Here is a 20,064-nt window from a genome sequence, read left to right as displayed (position 1 = left end):
GAATTTGTTAACCCATAAATAATGGAAATAGTTAAAAAGTCGTAACTTTTTGAGAGTATAGAATCAAAATCGTTTTGTAATAAAAAATACAGAAAAATATTCCAAATTAAACGATGATATAACGAAAAAGAAAAACATAACAAAACAACCTAATGGCAAAAACCATTAGGTTGTTCATTATTTTTATTATGAATTCATTAAAAATGGAGTCTGTCTCGTATATATAGATTACAGCGACTTGCTGAACCGATACCCATGTTTGATAAAACCGATATGCTCGTAAAATGGATATGAGGACTTATGCTCATCCCGATTGCCTTCGATAATAAGCAATTTTTCGCTTCCATGTTCACGTGCCCAGCTCTCAGCCAGCTCCAGTAGTCTACGCCCAATTCCTTCACCTCGGTGTGAATGACGGACAATAAGGGAAGTAATTTGTGTTGCTTGATTACGGCTTGCATGAGATTGAATACACTGCAAACCTAGTAAACCAACTACTTCATTTTCTACTTCCGCTACCAACATACAAGCTTTCTCGCTCGTTTGACTCATCTGGATGCGTTCCCTCATGACTCCTGGGGTAGCTGGATATCTGACCTCATGCATCAGACTCGTTACCGCATCCACATCGTACAGTTCGCATGCTCGAATCGTCAGTACTGGGGCCTCTACATTACTTAACATGGTTAACCTCCACTTTCAACATATTTGCGGCTTGTTTTGCCGTATCTCGTGCACTCTCTACATTGGGTGATGCACTTAATGCTACTGCCATTCTTCTTCCTACTTTAGTCTCAGGTTTTCCGAATAAACGGACCTGAGTTCTTGGTAAAGATAGTGCTTCAGACACGCCAAGAATTTTGTAGGATACTGTCTCTAAATCTGCTTTTAGTGTAGCAGAAGCTCCTGGTGTTAACAACTCCACTCCCGTAACTGGAAAACCAAGAATTGCCCTTACATGAAGTGCGAATTCAGATAGGTCCTGCGTAACCATGGTTACCATTCCGGTATCATGGGGACGTGGAGAAACCTCACTAAATACAACTCCATCCTTCGTCAGAAAAAGTTCAACCCCAAATAAACCGTAGCCTCCAAGTTTATCTGTAATCCGCTTTGCGATTTCTTTTGCTTCATTCAGCTGCTCTTCGCTCATCGGATGCGGTTGCCAAGATTCTATATAATCCCCATCTTTTTGGATATGTCCAATAGGTGGGCAAAATACCGTTCCAGATACAGAACGGACAGTCAGCAGGGTAATCTCACTTTCAAATTCAACAAATGCTTCGACAATCACTCGAGTCGTTTTCGCTCTAGCACCATCCAAGGCAGCATTCCAACTAGATTCAGCATCCTCATAGGTACGGCATACACTTTGACCTTTACCAGAAGAACTCATCAGCGGTTTTACTACACAAGGAGTCCCCAGTTCACGAACTGTAGCTTGCAAAGTTTCCAGACTGTCTGCAAATCGATAAGCAGCTGTAGCAATACCAAGGTCCTCTGCTGCAAGGCGCCGGATTCCTTCCCGGTCCATCGTCAGCTTTGTTGCTCTAGCGGTTGGAACTACACAAAATCCTTCTTCTTCAAGCTGAATTAGTGCATCGGTTGCAATTGCTTCAATCTCAGGAACGATTACGTCGGGTTGCTCTTTCCGGATGATCTCTTGTAACAATTCTCCATCCAGCATATTAATACAGTATGACCTATGGGCGATTTGCATCGCAGGAGCATTATCGTAGCGATCAACCGCTATGGTCTCCACACCAAGTCTTTGGGCTTCGATAATGACTTCTTTTCCTAACTCTCCGCTGCCAAGCAGCAGCAACTTTTTGGCTTCAGCCGAAAAAGGAGCACCCCACATTCTCTCCCATCCCCCTATGTGAGAAATCTATTACATTTCTCTATTTTCAGGGTTATTGCGGCAGAATGCAAGAGTGCTCGACTTTTTTCTTGTGAATATTACATGGATTTTCGTTTTCTAACGAACAAAATTTACAAAAATCTGAATTGCGCTTCAATCAATCCATTATAAATTCCTTTTTGTTGGATGAGTTGTTGATGATTTCCTTGTTCTTTAATTTCACCATGATCCAGCACGATAATGTTATCTGCATTCCGGATCGTCGAAAGACGGTGAGCGACCATAAATGAAGTTCTGCCTTTTAGAAGCACTTTCAGTGCTTCTTGTATTTTTAGTTCTGTCTCTGTATCAATACTCGCGGTTGCTTCATCAAGGATTAAGATCCTCGGATCTGCCAGCAAGGCTCTCGCAAATGACAGCAGCTGACGTTGGCCCATGGATAATACATTTCCCCGCTCTTCCACTTCTGTCTCATATCCGCCGGGAAGTTTCACAATAAATTCATGAGCATTAACTGCTTTCGCGGCTGCCTCTACCTCTTCATCGGTCGCATCCAGGCGCCCGAACCTAATATTATCCCGAATGGTGCCGGAGAAAATAAAGGTGTCCTGAAGCACAATACCGATCTGGCTTCGCAGACTGCGAATCGTCACATCCCTGATATCATAACCATCAATCGTCAGCTTGCCATCGGTCACATCATAAAATCGGCTAAGCAGATTAATAATCGTACTTTTACCGGAACCAGTATGGCCAACCAGCGCAATAGACTGCCCTGCTTTGACGTCAAGATCAATTCCTTTGAGCGCCTGACGTCCTTTTTCATATTCAAAAACAATATGTTCGAATGTAATGTCGCCCTTGATTGACGGAATTGGAACCGCATTTGGCTTATCGGCAATGCCAGGTTCTTCATCCATAAATTCAAAGATACGTTCTGAAGATGCCATAGCGACAAGAAGCTGATTATACATCTGGCCTAACCGGTTAATCGGATCCCAAAAGTTTCCGACATAGTTAGCAAAAGCGACCAGAAGACCAATGGTGAGTTCACCTGATTGGATAAGAAACGCCCCGTACCAGAATAAGATTAAGGAACCTACCCCGCCTGTAATTTCGATCAGCGGTCCGAATGCTTGGTTCATTGTCGAAGCTCTATTCCAGGATTTACGGCTCGTCGCATTCATTTGATCAAAGAACTTCATGTTCTCATCTTCTTGTGTGTAAGCTTGAGTAACACGAATCCCTTGAATGGATTCATTAAGATGTGAATTAATTCGTGAATTTTTCATACGTACATCTTGCCAGGCCCGCCTGATTCGAACTCTGAGTTTCGTCGATATAAGGAACATTACCGGTACCGTTAGAATCACGGCGAGCCCCAGTTTCCAGTTAATAAAGAGCAAAATGATCATAATCCCAACGAGCTGTACGCAGTCAATCATCAGGTTAACCACCCCGTTGGTGAACAAATCCTGTAATGAGTTGATGTCGTTGGTTATTCGAACCATAACAGAACCGGCAGGTCTTTTATCAAAAAAGGAGAATGATAATTTCTGTATATGTTTAAACAAATCCGTTCTAAGGTCGTAAATAACCCGTTGTCCTATAATATTCGTATATTTAATTCGGTAAGTAGCCGCAGCCCACTGAATAATATATAGGAGCAAAATCCCCCCTGCAATCCAGTATAACAGTCTGAGACTCGGCGACCCTTCAGCCGGTGCGATCGCTTTATCGATGGCAAGACTTGTCAGATAAGGTACGGTCAATTTTGTAATTGTTCCGAGGATCATCATAACAATAATGATCGGCAGTAACTGTTTTGCATAAGGTTTCATATAAGAGAACAACCGAGTGAACTCTCCCCAGTTAAACGGCTTTTCTATCACCTCATCATCTTGATAGACAAATCGTTCCTGGTTCTTATTTTCCTTCGTACCTGGAATCTTCTTGCTTTCTGCTGCTGTATCTGCACTCATGAGTTCACCTGCTTTCCGGGTGCCCGCTGCTCACGAGCGATATGATCCGCATACTGAATATGATAGACATCTTGGTATTGACCAGGAACTTTAATCAGTTCGTCATGCGTCCCCCGCTGAACTACGTGTCCTTCGTTAAGCACCAATATTTCATCCGCATGTCGTAATGAAGAAATCCGATGGGCAATAATAAATGTTGTTCTTCCTCGCATAACTTCCTGGAATCCCGACTGGATTTCATGTTCTGTCTCCATATCAACCGCACTTGTCGCATCATCAAGAATGAGGATTTTAGGATTCTTGAGCAGCGCTCTCGCGATCGCAATTCTCTGCTTTTGACCTCCAGATAAGCCCATTCCCCGCTCACCGACAATCGTGTCGTAGCCTAGTGGCATTTCCATGATGAAATCATGGGCTTTTGCAAGTTTAGAAGCGCGAATGATTTCCTCCATAGATACGTCTTTTAAACCGTATGATATATTATTACGAATACTGGATGAGAACAGGAATGTCTCTTGGAACACGGCCGCAATCTGACTGCGTAAACTTCGAATGTTGATATCCTTAATCTCCATACCGTCAATCTTGATTGAACCTGAATTAATGTTATAGGCACGCATTAACAGCTGAATAATCGTTGATTTACCCGATCCTGTCCCTCCGAGAAAGCCAATAACCGTTCCCGGTGGTGCATCCAGATTAATATCTGTAACGGCTGCTATTTTGTTTCCGTAAGCAAAGGTCACATTCTCAAAAGAAACATGTCCCTTAACCTGCTCGGGTGCAAGAATAATAGAATCCTCTGTATCCTGAACATCAATAGGCTGATTAAGTAACTCCAGTACGCGTTCACCGGAGGCTTTGGACTGTGTATAGTTATTGATATGGAAGCCAATATTCCACATCGGTCCGATTATGTACCAAATTAAACTAAAGAAAGCAACAAGTTGGCCTAATGATAATTCATTTTGTATGACTAATCTGCCGCCTACAACAAGAAGTAATATTACACTCATCGAAGCCAGAAGTTCCATGATTGGGAAAAACTTAGCCCATAATGATGATGCAAAAATCTGATTCGTCTTGTAGCGTTCATTCCGAATGGAGAACTTATCTACCTCATGCGGCTCACGAGCAAACGATTTAACGGTACGCACTCCGGTCACATTTTCTTGAACAGCTGTGGTAAGTGAACTCATTGCCAGCCGCATTTCTTGGAAAGCAGGGTGGATTTGTGTTTCAAATTTTAGAGCAACCATCACAAGGATCGGCATGAAGATCATCGTAATTAAGGTCAGCTGCCAATTAATTGAGAACATCATAATCGACCCAAACAGAACCATGAGAACCATATTTAAAATCTGGGCAAAACCGAACCCGATAAAGTTACGAATTGCTTCGAGGTCACCGGTTAGCCGTGACATCAGGTCCCCTGTCTTAGCCGTATCATAATAGCGGAAAGACAAAAACTGTAGTTTTTCGTAACAAGCATTACGTAAACGATAAGCAAGATAGTTACCAAGCCTAGCGCCAAAAAAGCCGTGCAAGAACTGCAATGATGATTTTAAGATGACCACTCCGAGTACGGTTAGGGCAAGCATGGGAACGCCTTCAAAATTACGAGGCGTTATCATATCATCAATGAGTACCCTCAGTAGATTCGGGTATATAAGCCCGAGTGCAGTCGCTAAGGCCAAGCAAAATATTGATAAAAACAACAAAATACGTTTGGACCAGAAGAAGCTCTGCAGCTGCCTGAGAACATCCATGTTTCTCCTCCTTCAAAATATTTACTTTTTTACGAACATTAATGAAGTTTATCACCGCATTACCACCTCGGCAAAGCGAGAATCAACTCATATTTCGCCTTCTTTTCGTATGATTGGGCAATAACAGGAATTAATCACCATCTCTCAATTAAATGGTCAGCAATCCTCCCCTATTCAGGGTCATATGCGCAAAAAAACACCCCCGCTGCGAAAAAAGCATAGGAAGGGTGTTTTCTGTACTCTTAAATATGTGATTCCTGTTCGAGTGAAGATAATTTTTGGGCAAGCAGGACTAACTTTTCTGAATCATCTGCTAAATCCAGGGCTTCAACTAGTCCAGAAATATTCTCTTTCCACTGCTCACTGAGATCCAGAGAAACCTCATAAAACGATGTCCGAATAAGTGATTGATAGTAGTCTTTAAGCAGAGACTCATTCCCCTGTAACTGTTTACTAATGAATTGTTTAAGCTCTGGCTCAAGGACTTGCTGTAACTCTTTTCTGCCGTTGCCTTCAAAAAAGGATTTTGGGTTCTTGAAGTATTTCCAAAACAGTTTAAATTCTATACTCCCCTGTTCTTCCCCCGTCCGCAGAGACGGAGTTTCCCAACCCTTCGATAAACTGACCGACAGTGAGATGCCTGGTGTCAGCCCACTGAGTTCGTCAGCCATTTCCTCTGCAGCGAAAGTCACCAGCTGTTTCCCTTTGTTCTCTAGCCTGATGGAAGTTGCAAGCAGCTCTTGCTGCATTTCAAGATTCAGCATTCGAAGCAGTTCCCGGCCTGAAGAGATAAATATGGCTTTTAAGTCACCTGCATCTTCTCGAAGTACAGAGGGGTGAAAGGCTTCGGACATAAACTCTGAAATGCGGTAACCAATACGCTGACCTGTATGAAAGATTAATTCCTGAGTCTCCTGTGCGATCTCGTGGTCTTTTGATTGATTTGATAGCCGCTGAAGAAACTGCTCTCCCTGTGCGAGTGCCCTTTCTAGTTCTTCTTTACGATGTTCTCTTACTTCTGCTCCCTGACGCGCATCTTGAACCCACTGTTCTACTCTTTTGCGGGCAATTTGAATATCTTTATTTGCTTCAAGCAGGGCTATATCTAGTAACTCTTCTCCTGCAAATGTGCTGAACGCCTGTTCAAACTCCGTAAAACCTGACTCAGCGAGCTTATCTTCATTCCCCGTTTGCTTGGCATCAAGGGCTTGCAGACTAGAAACTGCATATAGGTGGGGAGACCTCACCCCATTTTGTTGTAATTTCTCGCTGACATGCTCTTTAACTAGTTCCAATTCTTCGGAAGAAGCTGCAAGATCGGCTGCATTGATCACAAAAAACATATTATCAAGGGACTTCGTGTCCTTAACCCGGCCCAGTTGATTCAGGAACTGCCTGTCTCCCTGAGAAAAAGCATGGTTGTAATACGTTATAAACACGAGAGCATCTGCATTCTTCATATAGTTAAATGTAACTCCGGTATGTCTTGCATTAATGGAGTCTGCTCCCGGTGTATCGACGATGATGATCCCTTGATTGGTTAGATCACAGCTGTAATACAAATCAATCGACTCTACAAAACAAGATTTCGATTCTTCAGCAACATAAGCACGGTATTCTTCCATATTCACTACAAAAGATCGTCCCAGCTTGGACAAAGCATCATCATATCCACTGGCTGCCGCCTTCAAAAAACTATAATGCGGACGGCCCGCCGGATGTACTTGCTGCGGAGTTACCGCACTCACGGCCGCCCTCCATGTCTTCTCGTCTGGAACACCAAGTCCCAGCAGATTAAAAGAAAACGTCAGATCCGCCCAGACGCTGGCTTTGGACTTCATCGTCACTTGTGCTGTCCGGTGCGTCATGTCTTCTGGCGGCGCCATAATCCGGTTTATTGCCGCCGTGGTTGGGTGCGGCGATACCGGAAGTACGGCCTCGCCAAGCAAAGCACTGGCGAATGATGATTTGCCGGCGCTGAACGCACCAAACAGCGCCAAAGTGAATGTTCCCCCGTCAAAGGATGCCGCGCGTGTATTCAGTCCACGTACCGCCGAGTTCATAGTGGAATAGGGGGCTAGATGGGCTGCTGCCTCGCGTAATCTTGTTGCAGCCGCAGACAAACGCTCATACCTGCGAGCAGCAAGAGCCGGACGTTCCTTGCGCACAGTAAGGGAGCCCGTATGCTCGGAAGCCGTAACATTTCGTTCTACACCGGTTCCGGTTAGATCTGCTGCTGTTTCCACCGAAGCAGTCCTGTGACTGACCTCTGGTAATAGCTCCGAGGTCAGTGTTGTCATTGCCGGGAGCATCACACGCACTGCTGCTGCCGTATCCTGAATATGCTGCTCCAACTGGGATAACTGATCAGCAACCTTATTTTTCACATCCAGCTGTTTTCTTTGTTCCTCCAAAACCACAAGGACAGGTGCATTTTTCTCAGACAGCTCATGAAGCAGATCATCTGCCAATTCAAGAGCGGACCTCCGGTAGGATGCAATTAGGTCTGCCCGCAGATCTTTACAATAATTCAGTACATATTCCCCCGTGATCTGCGTATCAGGTGCTTTACGTTTCGTAATCAGTTCTATCTCAGGAGTGTACAGATTCGCTTCTAGTTTCTCGTTCCACTCTTCATTCCACAATCCATGAGACTGCCCGAGTCCCCTCAACAGACTCCGAAGATGGAAGGCAATTTGCCCGTCCGCTTGTCTCGTAAAAAGATCCCAAAATTGCTGCTGACGTGCTTCTTTTTCTTGCTCCGTCTTCCCTGAACTAAATAAAAAACCAACTTTAAACCCTGGGCGCCGGCTTTCTAGATAACTCTCAGCAGCTGATCTCACGTCTGCGGGCGTGATGTTGGCAGAAGACAGCAACTGATCTGTCTCCGTTCGAAATTGTTTTCTTTCTTCAGCTGTCATTTCACTTAACTGTGCAATGTCTTGATTAAAACGTGAGGTCTCTGAAGCCAGTCTTGCCGCACCTTCTTCTCCTCCAAGCTCATTCAGCATCCGTTCTTTCATATTCTCGTGCTTTGCTTCCCAGTTCTTGATAAATTCTTCTCCTACATGACGGGAAGACGAGGCAATGCTATGCTGAATAAGGTCTGATCGGAGACCAGGGATTGTTTTAACGAGTTGAACTAATTCATTCCACTGATTATATGGATGTGTCTTCTGTTTCAACGTTGTGAATAAGAGACCCGCATAGGTAACTTCCCACGCAGCAAACACTTCCTCTACAGCACTTCGGTACGCTGAAAAGCTGAGCTCTTGTTCACGATGTTTATCAATCTGCGTCACAATTAAATAAAGGGGCTTCCCCCAATCGGACAAACTCTTTGCAAAAGATAAATTATTCTCCGATTGCACGTGGTTATAATCCATCACATAGAAAACAGCATCAGCCAGATGTAAAGCTGAATCCGTTGCTTTCTTATGAGCGTCGTCGGTCGAGTCTACACCAGGTGTATCCAGTAGAACAGCATGCTCTTGCAAAAGGGGTACCTCATCCCACACCTCGATATAAGAGTACTGTTCACCATTCTTACAATACTCATCTAATTCTTCAGGCATTGCTACGACGGGACTTATTTCGTCGGAAGAGATTTGTACTTCCCCTTCTTGCAACGTTTGATATATTTTAGCTAACTTTGGTCCATTTCGAATAGCCACTACATTGGCACTCGTAGGAACAGGACTTGCTGGGAGTACTTTTTTACCACATAGACTATTAATCAGACTTGATTTGCCGGCTGAAAAATGACCGCAAAAAGCAATCGTCACTTCATCTACGGCCGCTTTCTGAAGTAAATCTTCCATGGCAGATGATGCTGTCTTGTCCTCGTGCTGAATAAAAAACTGTTGCAGTTCTTGTAAACGCTCTCGCATTTCTTCATTCTGTCTGCTCCTGTGTGTCAGCATGTCCTAGTCAGGCTCCTTCTCAACTTTTCTTTTCAACCAAATATGTACATTTTATCACTCAGAACTGGAGATTTGAACCTAATTTCGCAAAATCTTTCAGAATAAAAATAAAACCGACTCCCTCGCTCGATAAGAAAGATCACTTTCTTATCGGAACGTGGGACTCGGTTGATTCGCTGAATAATCCGTTTCCTAGAATACTCAGCCTATTTATTTGGTTTTAGAAATTCATTATTGAACTGCATTCTCAAGCGTAGGAAGCAAGATTTCAAATACTTGTCCATGCTGCAGGATTGTGATATTTCTCAATTTATCTTTCATTACAACCACTTCAGTCTTTTGAGACATACGCTCAAGATAATGCTCAGGAACATCGCCGGAATGGCTCACTGTAATTCCTTCGATTTCTTTTTCCTCATTTTCACTCATTTCAGTTGTCACTACTTCTTCAAAAATATCAGAAAAAGCGTCAAATTTGTCTGTGTACACGGAAATGCATTTCATTTTTCTCATCCTCTACTATTCGTTTACTATTTTCTCTTGGTTAAAGCAGATGATCCTCGTTCCTTATCTTTCCTGATTTGGGACGTTTTCATACGCTTTTTCCCTTCACGACAGACGTCCAGAAGCGGACAGACCTGACATTTAGGTGACTGTGCCTTACAATGATATCGGCCAAAAAAGATGAGTCTGTGATGGGTAATCGTCCATTCATCCATGGGTACTCTTTTCATCAGCTTTTTCTCCACTTCAAGAACAGAATCTTTCCATCCTGCAAGGCCCAATCGTTTCGATACACGCTCTACGTGGGTATCCACTGCAATCGCTGGAACTCCAAAAGCGTTGGAGACTACCACATTTGCAGTTTTTCGCCCTACTCCTGGTAGTTGGACCAGGCGATCGTGTTCACTTGGCACTTCTCCTTCATACTGCTCTATCAAAATACGGCACATATTCTGTATATGCTTCGCCTTGTTGCGATACAAACCGATTCTTCTGATATCTTGTTCCAATTCTTCTAGAGGAACAGCAATATAATCTTCAGGAGTTTTATATTTTTGGAACAGGTCCACTGTCACTTTATTTACCGTTTCATCCGTACATTGTGCAGACAACAAAACCGCGATGGTAAGTTCAAACGCGTTGCTGTGCTTTAGTTCACAATGTGCATCGGGAAACATGGTTGCGATGGTATCAAGAATGTGACGTACAATCGTTGCATTCATTGATGAGCTTACCCCCTACAAAAAAAACGTCTTGATACGGCTAGTCCGTATCAAGACGGTCATTCTTCTTACTGCTTAAAGAAATGACTACGGTTTGGAAATCTCAACTACTACGTTATTGAGCAGATACAATACAATATTATCATTATCTTTGAGAGATTGCACGCTCAAAGTACTATCACCTTGATGAATGTAAACATTCGGTGACAATTGAAAGCGATAGTTAGTGTCTGTCGTAGAAGTACGTTTCACTTGTAGTTCATTGGTAGACGCACTATATGTCCAAAATGCTTTGGATACAGGTGAAAGTACATGAAAAACGGGTGTTCCATCTGCATCTTTGGTCAAAATAACATGATCAGCTGTAGTAAGCGAACTAAGTGTGGTAGACGTACTGCCATTCTTGACTACTTTCACCTTACTCGTATTCACAGATTCACTAGAACCCGAAGCAGTCTTATAAGTTACTGTATTTCCACTGATGCTGCTAATTTCGCCCCATGTTTGTTTTACAACTTGGATGGACTGCGGCGTATTGCCATCAAAAGATACATTGATAAGCGAACCTAATTTTAGATCAGCTGGTTTCAACGCTGCTCCATTATCGCCTGTAATGGATAGTTTGTCTACATAAATTTGGCTTGTAGATCCATCTTTTTTCACCTCAGCACGGTAGGTAGACAAATTCAGTGATTGCAGTTCAAATTGCACTGCGGATTTCACATAAATTTTACTAATAACGTCCTGATTTGCACCTAGCATAGCTGTAATCTGATCGCCTGCTTTTACATCAGACAAGGAAGCACTGCTCTTCCCATATAACTCAACAGAAGGAGTTGTTTGATAAGGCAAAGTGATGCTTTCACCATTCGTCTGAAGCAGTTTCACGTTCTTCGCGCTTGTACTCAGTTCCGTAACTGTTCCTTCATACTTGTAAACGATCGACAAAGACAAAGCGCGTGTCCCGATGGTATTAAGGTTCACTTTACGGCCATCTGTCAGATAAGGTTCAATACCTGCCAGCGTTGGAGACGTTGTATTGTACTCGAGTTTTGTTTTTTCATCAAGTGTAAATACCTGTGGTTTCTTGTTCGCGTCAAGTACGGTAAGTAGTTTCGTTTTATTGTTGTATGAAACAACCGTAGCCAAATTCACTCGTTCCATCTGGCGATTGAGCACTTCAATCTTAGTAACCTCTTCATTACTATTCAGTGTAATTTCTACTACATCACCTGATTTTCCATCTGCCAGCAGATCACTGATGATCGGCTGCTCTATTCCACTGATAACAATCTGAGGATTTGAAGCCAGGATCTTCACTTCTAGTGAGCCGCCATCTCTCATATAGGTAACCGTCGAATGATTTGCACCAAGCTCATACAGTGTACCTCGCACCGTACGTTCTACACCTGCTGTAATTTCAATCGATTGAGCGATGCTATCTTTAATTGTATATTTCACTGCGGTTCCGATCTTCAACTCAGATAGAGCTACGATCTCATTTTGATATCTAATCACACTAATTCCATCTTGAATTTTGAGTACATCGATTGTCCCAGAGTCGTTCACCACGGTAACTGTTTTAGATGTTGGATCAACCGATTGAACTTTACCCGTAGCTGTCTTATTTACCACGCCTGATTTCACACGAACAGCAACTGGATTTTTTTGTGTAGTAAATGTTTCTCTCTGAATCTCTATTACACTTCCCGCAGTTAAGTCTGCGGCTTTAATTACATTTCCATTTTGATCGTAGAATACCGTTTTATCTGTGAATGTGTATTCTTGATACGTATCTCCGGCAAATAACCATAGTTTGTTTCCAGACAGACGTTCAAAGCTGCCTTCTACGGATTCCGTCTTCGGTGTATTATCTAAGCTCTCTACATAAGTTGCCGTTTGGTTTTTACCGGCTACCATGACTTCGCTGTATAATGCAATGTCAGCTGCAGTAATCTTCAGCTCGGAAGCACTCGTAAAGAAAGGCGTATTTGCATTTCTTGTGAATGTTACATATGTACTGCCGGTGTACAAGGTTATTTTGCTGTCTGTCAGTTCGGTTATGTACCCCTTGTGTTGTCCTGCATAAGAATACTCTTTGTAGCCCCCGCCACGACTAAAGAACGTCGCTAACTGAGCACGAGTTACATTTCCCTGTGGATTGAATTTATTGCCTGATATTCCCTGGGCAATATTCAAATCAACCGCTACACTTACGTAGCCTTTCACACCATCCGATATTTTGTCATTATCCGCAAAATCAGTAGGCGCATTTCCTGCTGCCTTCGCTTCTGCTTCTTTATCGATGGCTCTAATTAACAACTTTGTAATCCATTCACGAGAAGCTTTTTTCTCTCCCCATGTCCCTTTATCAATCTTTACTTTTGCTTCTTCCTTCTCATCAACTAGATCGAGATCAAATGCTAACGAAACATAAGATTTAAAATAATTGCTTGTTGAAATACCTGCGGGAAGTTTTGCTTTATCAGCGGCAGGAAGCTCTGATTCTCTATTCACAAATCGAATGGCCATCGTAATCGCTTCTTGCTGGGTTACTGCATCACCTGGTCTAAACAATCCGTTGTTACCTAGAAGAATATTCTGTGATGCTAACTTGTAAATATGCTTCTCTGCCCAATACCCGCTTTTTACATCACTGAACATACCTGTTGCCGCTTTAGCCGTAACAGAAACGGGAGCTGTTTCAGCTCCCGCTACTCCTGCGTAGGCACTAAGCGCCATCAGGCTGGCGAGCATGGCAGATACCATTTTTTTAGAAGGAATGGAATTGATATTGCTAGGTTTGAAAGTCAAAGTAATTTCTCCTCTCTTATATGCACATCAAATCTTTTGCCATGTCGGCAGCCGAACAAACGATTGTCCTGCTCCCTATTCTTTTGTCATGGGGTGTTCAAGTTCAACATGTCCCATCAAGCTTTCTTTCTGTTCACCATCGACGAGTAGTTCAAGGGAGGTAACCTCTTCGAACTGGAAGAAGGTTTGTTTAAGAGCATCAAGTGCAAATTGTTCTCCGCCCGAACCAAGATTAGCAGTTGCTGGAATTTTAAGATCAAGGGTAATCTTTCCGCCATCCACTTCGAGTTTATTTATTGTAATCTCTTCGGACCAAAGAGGAATTAATTCCTCACTATCACTTTTCTGTAGTGCTTTGAAAGCCGACTCATATTTACTCCAGTCCGTTTTAAAGGTGATCTCACCTTTTGTTTCTTTTAATTCCAACTGTTCGGGGTCTGTGTAAAAGAGTGTGATCGTTTCTTGCTTGTTCTCTTCAGAAGGAGTTGTTGCCCCGCCGTTCGCTTGTCCCTCCGTTGTACCCCCAGTAACAGGAGTACCCTCTGGATCCCCGTTTGTCACATCATCACCCGGTTCTTCTGTATTAACGGGATCTTCAGTCGGTTGTAAATTATCTACCCCCGATTCTCCTGCACCGTTGCCTTGCTGCCCGGATGGAGCTAACGGAGGTTTGTCGGCTCCACAAGCCGTTACTACCAAAAGCATTGCTGCAAGAAGAGTGATCATCCACCACTTTTTATTGTTCATTAGTCAAATCCCCCTTCACTTCTTTTATTTCACGTTTAAGTATTCCTTCATGCCTTTAACAACACCTTCAGCAACTCGGTTCTGGAATGTTTCATTAAAAAGAGCTGCTTCGTCATTTTTGTTGGATAGGAATCCAACCTCTAGCAAAATAGCGGGCATTGTTGTATCACGGATAACTGCAAAGTTTCCTGTTTTTACGCCTCGGTCTTTGAGTCCTGCCGCCTGTACCATATATTTGTGGACAGTGCTTGCAAGAGATTTACTGTTTGCACGATAGTAGTAGGTTTCAGAACCCGTCGCAGCAGCCGGTCCACTATTCGCATGAATAGAAAGGAAAAGATCTGCCTTCGCTTTATTCGCTAGACTTACACGTTCAGATAGTTTAAGGAAATTGTCATCATCCCGCGTCATAACGACTTTAATAGCCGACTCTTTTTTCAATAGTTGTTCAATTTTCAGTGCAAGGGATAGATTAAAATCCTTTTCTCTCTTGCCTGTTACACCAATAGCACCTGGATCTTGATCCCCATGACCTGCATCGATGACCACCGTTTTCTTCACAGTTGGTGTCGGCGTTGTTTCTCCTCCGCTTGTGTTAAACGTTACGGTAATGAGACCTGCTGAGGTTGTTGAGAGCTTGTACGTCATGGCTTTGCTCAGATCCACTACGACACGAACGGTCGATGGACTTTCACTAAAGAGGGAGTATCTTACTTTTTCCACACCTGGATAGCCATCCACAATGATCTGTCCTGCTGTACTTTTTGTCAGATCAAGCGCTTGTGTCCCTTCAAAAAGACTGCTGAATTCCGAATGAGGAATATCAACGACAACCCGATTTGGTGAAGTCATTGCGAAGGCAGAAGGTACAGCTCCTCCGCTTGTTGCGATCATCAGTTTACTGTCTGAAAAGCTGATCCCATTCACCTGAGTTAAATCGGATTCATTACCTGCAGCGGGCGGCTGGATCGTTTCACCGCCAGATCCGCTATTTTGAGATACAAGATAAACGGACTTCGTTTGGTTGTTCCAACTCACTTTCATTCCCATTGCCTCTGCAATAAAACGAATCGGAACAAGCGTCGTCCCTTTTTTAATCATAGGAGCCATATCGAGACTAATTTTGGAACCGTCAACGGTGGCAGTTTTTTTCCCTACTACCATTTTTATTACTTTTTCATCTTGAATTATAGTAACCGTCTTCGTCTTCTGCTCCCAACCGACGCTGTATCCTAGTTTTTCTGAGACGACACGAATAGGTATCATGACTTTGTTACTGATGAGCTCAGCACTTGCACCAGAAGATAAACTTACCTGACTACCATCGAGATAAATCTTGATGTTGGCGGCTGCTTGTCCATATCCAGGAAATAACCATACAAAACAGAGCAACGCAACCAAAATTTTTAACTTTTTCATCCTTCACCCTTCCAATTCTGTATTATTTCGCTCTAGTAAACATTTGCTAATAAATTAGCTAAATTTACTAATAACTTAATAATAGACGAGAGAAAAGTGTGAAAGTTGCGAATTATCGCCTCTTTTTTTGAAATAATGAGGGAAATCATCCAGTCTTACTGTAACATTTTAGCATATTTCTTAACATTTTCCGATAAAAATATTAAAATTGTCTTTTGTTAGTTGCACTTTTAATAGAGAATAATTGAAATTGATTCAGTTCACGAAAAATAAAAAAAAGATCTGAGGATCACATGGACCATCAAATCTTTTCTCTGTTTTGAAATTTAGCCGAACAAAATGGAAGAGTGCTTGTTTTCATACTCCGAAATTGCATCTGCATGCTGTAAAGTCAAACCGATATCATCAAGCCCTTGCAAAAGGAACTGTCTGCGGTGCTCGTCAAGGTCAAAGTGAATCTCTAATCCGTAGGCATCCGTAATCGTTTTATTCTCTAAATCAATGTTTAACTGATAGCCATCATGCTGACTTGTACGTTGAAATAGATCTTCGACTTGTTCTTCTGACAGTTTGATCGGAAGAATTCCATTTTTGAAACAGTTATTATAGAAAATATCTGCAAAAGAAGGGGCAATGACAGAGCGAAATCCAAAGTCCATAATAGCCCACGGCGCATGTTCACGAGAAGAACCACATCCAAAGTTAGCTCGGGAAAGGAGAACTGAAGCTCCCTTGTATTCCGGCTGATTCAATGAAAATGAAGTGATCTCATTGCCTTCTTGGTCAAATCTCCATTCGTAGAATAGAAATTGTCCAAATCCTGTACGCTCAATTCGTTTCAAAAACTGTTTTGGGATAATCGCATCTGTATCCACGTTTACCCGGTCAACGGGTGCTACAATACCTGTTAATTTAGTAAAAGCCTCCATGTTAATAGCTCCTCTCCGCGTTAGTTCGCAACTTCTGATTTCAGTTTCCAATCCCTAACATCTACAAAACGTCCTTTAATTGCAGCAGCTGCTGCCATTGCTGGCGATACCAAATGAGTCCGTCCACCTCGGCCTTGACGACCTTCAAAGTTACGGTTAGATGTTGAAGCACACCGTTGTCCGGGTTGAAGCACATCTGGATTCATAGCAAGACACATACTGCATCCCGCTTCACGCCATTCAAAACCAGCCTCTATAAATACTTTATCCAGTCCTTCTTCTTCTGCCTGGATTTTCACTCGGCCTGAACCTGGTACAACAATTGCGGTAACACGATCAGATACTTTGTATCCTTTCGCGATATCGGCTGCTGCCCGAAGGTCTTCAATACGGCCATTTGTACAAGATCCAATAAATACGTAATCAATCTCAATATCAGCCATCGGAGTTCCTGGGATAAGTCCCATATATTCAATTGCTTTTTCAGCAGCTTTACGTTCGTTTTCCGTCGGAAGTTCAGCTGGAACTGGAACACGAGAGGAAATATCTGTTCCCATACCAGGGCTTGTTCCCCAGGTTACTTGTGGAATAAGTGACTCTACATCAAACTCCAGAACCGTATCAAATTCTGCTCCTTCGTCCGTTGTAAGTTCATCCCATCTAAGTTTAGCAGCTTCAAAATCCGTGTCTTTCGGTACATACTGACGACCTTTAAGATAATTATAAGTCGTTTCATCTGGAGCGATCATTCCTGCTCTTGCTCCACCTTCAATCGACATGTTACATACGGTCATACGTTCTTCCATGCTGAGAGAGCGAATGGCTTCTCCTGTATACTCGATAACATACCCTGTAGCAAAATCGGTACCGTATTTAGCGATAACACCCAAAATCATATCTTTAGCCGTTACGCCTGGTTTACGCTGGCCTACAAAGCGAACTTCCATTGTCTTTGCTTTTGCTTGCTGTAAACATTGGGTAGCTAGTACGTGTTCTACTTCACTCGTTCCAATACCAAAGGCAAGTGCACCAAATGCACCATGTGTGGAAGTGTGACTATCACCGCATACAATTGTTTTTCCAGGATGAGTTAAACCGAGTTCAGGTCCCATTACGTGAACGACCCCTTGATCGAGGGTATCTAGGTCATACAGCTTAACGCCAAATTCACGACAGTTTGCAGAGAGGGTATCAATCTGCTGTTTTGAGATCGGATCCGTAATATTATAACGATCTTTCGTCGGTACATTATGGTCCATCGTAGCAAAAGTAAGCTCAGGGCGGCGAACCTTGCGTCCGCTGAGACGCAGACCCTCAAATGCTTGCGGAGAGGTAACTTCATGAACGAGGTGCAAATCAATATAGAGAATGCTTGGCTTTCCTTCTTCTTGCGTAATCACATGATTATCCCAAATCTTTTCGAACATCGTCTTTTTGCTCATTATATTCACCTCAGCTAAATTTTCGTTCTCAATTTAGAAGGGCATCACATGCCGCTTCTATTAATGAACTCAATATAGCATGAGAAATACATATTGTTCCAAGATATAAAAACTATAGAACTGATAGGATTACCCTATAGACTATTTCGTGGTGCCATGCACAAATTCCATAGGTTAAGTGAAAAGTGCATCTTATAGAACTTTGCACCATCACTTAACCTTGGTATTCATAAATTTGCTCCGCACCGCTAATGAATAGCTGTAAAATCAACATTTATTAATTCATCGGTTTGCGGGTTAAATCGGACCGTGACCTCAACCGTCAATTCCTTATTATCTTTTTGTATTAATAGACGAAATTTCTCTTCCGCTATAGATTCCGAAATAACGGTTCTTCCCATGTGAGCATAATCCTTCACAGGAGCACCATACTTGGTCTCGGCTTTCTTTACAGCAATGACACCCCACTTTGCATAAGCAGGTTCAGCATGGGCAGCAGGTATCTGATACTGAAACCATATGCTTGAGGAACATAGAATGAGCAGGAGTGAACCTGCAGCAACTCTTCTCTTTATTTTACTGGTAAGTGAATTTTTCAAAGGTTAATCATCTCCTTCTTTTATTCTCTTCATAAAGATTTCATGTCCTTCTCATTATTCAACAATGACTAGCACGCTATGCGCTTATTGTTCATTTCAATAAATTAGATATCTCATTAAAGGAAAAACCTATATACTAAAAACAGAATATTTCTAGGATATGTATTTTCTTATAAACATGAGGTGAATCATTATGGAACTTAGACAATTACAATATGCGCTTCAAATTGCAGCAGAAAAAAACTTTTCAAGAGCTGCTGAAAAACTTCACATTGCTCAGCCCTCCCTAAGTCAACAGTTGTCTAAGCTTGAGAAAGAATTGGGGGTTTTACTTTTCCAGCGCAACACTAGTTCTGTGGAGTTAACTCATGCAGGTGCTTCTTTTGTATCCAAAGCAAGTGACATCCTTGATGCTGTTGAACTTCTTAAGCAAGAGATGTCGGATATCTCTCAGCTTCGTAAAGGAAAAGTCATTGTTGGGAGTATGCCGATTACAGGCTCCCATCTGTTGCCGCATGTCCTTCCTACTTTTCGTGAAAATTATCCCGATATCGAAATCACTTTGCTAGAGGACTCTTCTATGAATCTTGAAAAATTAACAGCCAGCGGCAAAAGTGATCTCAGCTTGTTATCCCTTCCACTTCAAGAGCCTTCCCTATCTTACATCGAGATTGGCGAAGAAAGGATTGATCTAGCCGTACCTAAAGATCATCCCCTCGCACTCCGTGATCCAGCTTCTTCGTCTCCAGTAAGGTTAGAAGAACTTGCGGGAGAATCTTTTGTGGTACTAAAAAAAGGCCAGGGTTTTCGCAAACTGACCTTCGACTTGTGCCAAGCAGCGGGGTTTGAACCTAAAGTGGTGTTCGAGAGCAATAACATGGAAACCGTACAATCGCTTGTGGCTACAGGCATGGGAATCACTCTTGTCCCGAGATTTATCGCAAGGGCGCCGCGCAGTGAATTTGTTCCTGTATACCTGCCAATTGAAGATACTCCAAGTCGCACACTCGTGATTGCTTACCGTAAAGGCCGCTATCTTTCCGGAGCTGCGGAAGCTTTTATAGAGACCTTTCGATCAACGATTAAGGAAATGTCTACCGAATGGGAAAAATGAACACAAAAACAGCCCGGATCATCCGGGCTGCTTTCGCTGTCTTTTTACAGTAATTATTCACTACTTCAAAAAGGACCAAATATACTTTGTACGCTTATGCTTTACTGTTTTACATGCTTGTTAGGTTCATGCATTGGAATCCAGTCTGCTTGACTTACCTGTTTCCAGTCTCGGTCAGTCTCTGGGGGGAGATAAATCTCCGTCTCTGCTTTCTAGAAAAGGTCTTTCTCTGTCATCCC

14 protein-coding genes are annotated in these 20,064 nt (G+C 42.7%); 1 reads left to right on the top strand and 13 read right to left on the bottom strand.

Annotation, left to right across the window (positions count from 1 at the left end; translation table 11 throughout):
* Positions 1 to 228: 228 nt before the first annotated feature.
* The 13 genes from PV403_RS05715 to PV403_RS05655 all read right to left on the bottom strand — a co-directional run bounded on the left by PV403_RS05715 (position 229) and on the right by PV403_RS05655 (position 18,711).
* Complete coding sequence (locus PV403_RS05715) at positions 229 to 684, bottom strand: GNAT family N-acetyltransferase (protein ID WP_332083829.1); 456 nt, start codon at positions 682 to 684, stop codon at positions 229 to 231.
* Entirely contained in the window at positions 674 to 1,861 is a 1,188-nt protein-coding gene (gene purT / locus PV403_RS05710) for a formate-dependent phosphoribosylglycinamide formyltransferase (protein ID WP_332083828.1), read from the bottom strand. Before purT ends, PV403_RS05715 begins: the two co-directional genes overlap by 11 nt.
* Positions 1,862 to 1,992: 131 nt before the next feature.
* Positions 1,993 to 3,843, bottom strand: coding sequence for an ABC transporter ATP-binding protein (locus PV403_RS05705; protein WP_213529481.1), 1,851 nt, complete (start codon positions 3,841 to 3,843; stop codon positions 1,993 to 1,995).
* Positions 3,840 to 5,612: an ABC transporter ATP-binding protein gene (locus PV403_RS05700; RefSeq protein WP_332083827.1), complete on the bottom strand. Its 1,773-nt coding sequence runs from the start codon at positions 5,610 to 5,612 to the stop codon at positions 3,840 to 3,842. Before PV403_RS05700 ends, PV403_RS05705 begins: the two co-directional genes overlap by 4 nt.
* 242 nt (positions 5,613 to 5,854) lie before the next feature.
* The gene (locus PV403_RS05695; RefSeq protein ID WP_332083826.1) at positions 5,855 to 9,535 is read right to left on the bottom strand and encodes a dynamin family protein; all 3,681 of its coding nucleotides are present in this window, start codon (positions 9,533 to 9,535) and stop codon (positions 5,855 to 5,857) included.
* A gap of 231 nt (positions 9,536 to 9,766) precedes the next feature.
* Positions 9,767 to 10,039, bottom strand: a complete 273-nt coding sequence (locus PV403_RS05690; RefSeq protein WP_160031980.1) for an NAD/NADP transhydrogenase alpha subunit — start codon at positions 10,037 to 10,039, stop codon at positions 9,767 to 9,769.
* Between the two features lie 26 nt (positions 10,040 to 10,065).
* Complete coding sequence (gene nth, locus PV403_RS05685) at positions 10,066 to 10,761, bottom strand: endonuclease III (RefSeq protein ID WP_213529487.1); 696 nt, start codon at positions 10,759 to 10,761, stop codon at positions 10,066 to 10,068.
* Between the two features lie 87 nt (positions 10,762 to 10,848).
* Positions 10,849 to 13,575, bottom strand: a complete 2,727-nt coding sequence (locus PV403_RS05680; RefSeq protein WP_332083825.1) for an S-layer homology domain-containing protein — start codon at positions 13,573 to 13,575, stop codon at positions 10,849 to 10,851.
* Between the two features lie 75 nt (positions 13,576 to 13,650).
* A complete protein-coding gene (locus PV403_RS05675; RefSeq protein WP_213529490.1) occupies positions 13,651 to 14,322 on the bottom strand; it encodes a GerMN domain-containing protein in 672 nt (223 codons plus the stop codon).
* Between the two features lie 24 nt (positions 14,323 to 14,346).
* Positions 14,347 to 15,741 carry an N-acetylmuramoyl-L-alanine amidase family protein gene (locus PV403_RS05670; protein WP_332083824.1) on the bottom strand — a complete coding sequence of 465 codons (1,395 nt, stop codon included), beginning with the start codon at positions 15,739 to 15,741 and terminating at the stop codon, positions 14,347 to 14,349.
* Between the two features lie 326 nt (positions 15,742 to 16,067).
* A complete protein-coding gene (leuD, locus tag PV403_RS05665) occupies positions 16,068 to 16,670 on the bottom strand; it encodes a 3-isopropylmalate dehydratase small subunit (RefSeq protein WP_332083823.1) in 603 nt (200 codons plus the stop codon).
* A gap of 20 nt (positions 16,671 to 16,690) precedes the next feature.
* Positions 16,691 to 18,112 (bottom strand): 3-isopropylmalate dehydratase large subunit, encoded by a 1,422-nt coding sequence (gene leuC, locus PV403_RS05660; protein ID WP_160031986.1) that lies wholly within the window; start codon positions 18,110 to 18,112, stop codon positions 16,691 to 16,693.
* A 248-nt stretch (positions 18,113 to 18,360) separates the two neighbouring features.
* Positions 18,361 to 18,711, bottom strand: coding sequence for a DUF3889 domain-containing protein (locus PV403_RS05655; protein WP_332083822.1), 351 nt, complete (start codon positions 18,709 to 18,711; stop codon positions 18,361 to 18,363).
* A 193-nt stretch (positions 18,712 to 18,904) separates the two neighbouring features.
* Between PV403_RS05655 and PV403_RS05650 the strand changes: the two genes are divergently transcribed.
* Positions 18,905 to 19,825 carry a LysR family transcriptional regulator gene (locus tag PV403_RS05650; RefSeq protein WP_332083821.1) on the top strand — a complete coding sequence of 307 codons (921 nt, stop codon included), beginning with the start codon at positions 18,905 to 18,907 and terminating at the stop codon, positions 19,823 to 19,825.
* Positions 19,826 to 20,064 lie beyond the last annotated feature (239 nt).

Source organism: Paenibacillus sp. GYB006 (assembly GCF_036577645.1).
GTDB lineage: Bacteria > Bacillota > Bacilli > Paenibacillales > Paenibacillaceae > Paenibacillus.
Note: the sequence above shows the minus strand (reverse complement) of the source record. Positions and strands in the feature narration are given on the sequence as shown.